This is a genomic window from Pseudomonas sp. AC083 (assembly GCF_979253165.1).
Map to the genome: position 1 here is coordinate 1 of NZ_CEEDDH010000275.1, position 246 is coordinate 246.

General features: G+C 39.8%; 1 protein-coding gene. It reads left to right on the forward strand.

Annotated features, from left to right (window positions below; translation table 11 throughout):
* Positions 1–246 (forward strand): hypothetical protein (locus AC0IXA_RS27950; protein ID WP_471814985.1); only part of this gene is annotated, 246 nt, incomplete at both ends.

Here is a 246-nt window from a genome sequence, read left to right on the forward strand (position 1 = left end):
GTATCAAAGCCTGGATTTGGCTTAAAAATTGAAGGAGACGAGCTGCAAAAAAGAACGTGCTATGCAGACTTACTTCTTGAAGAAGAGCCTGCTCTCTCTCATATCACTGAGCGGGAGCAGCTCCATTTTCCTGATATATCTCTTGAAACCATTCGATCTATTGTGTTGACGAACCTGCATCAAGAGTCATTGCTCATTAAAGACATTGCTTTAAAAAATTTAGTCATTCACTTAGCCATTGCGATT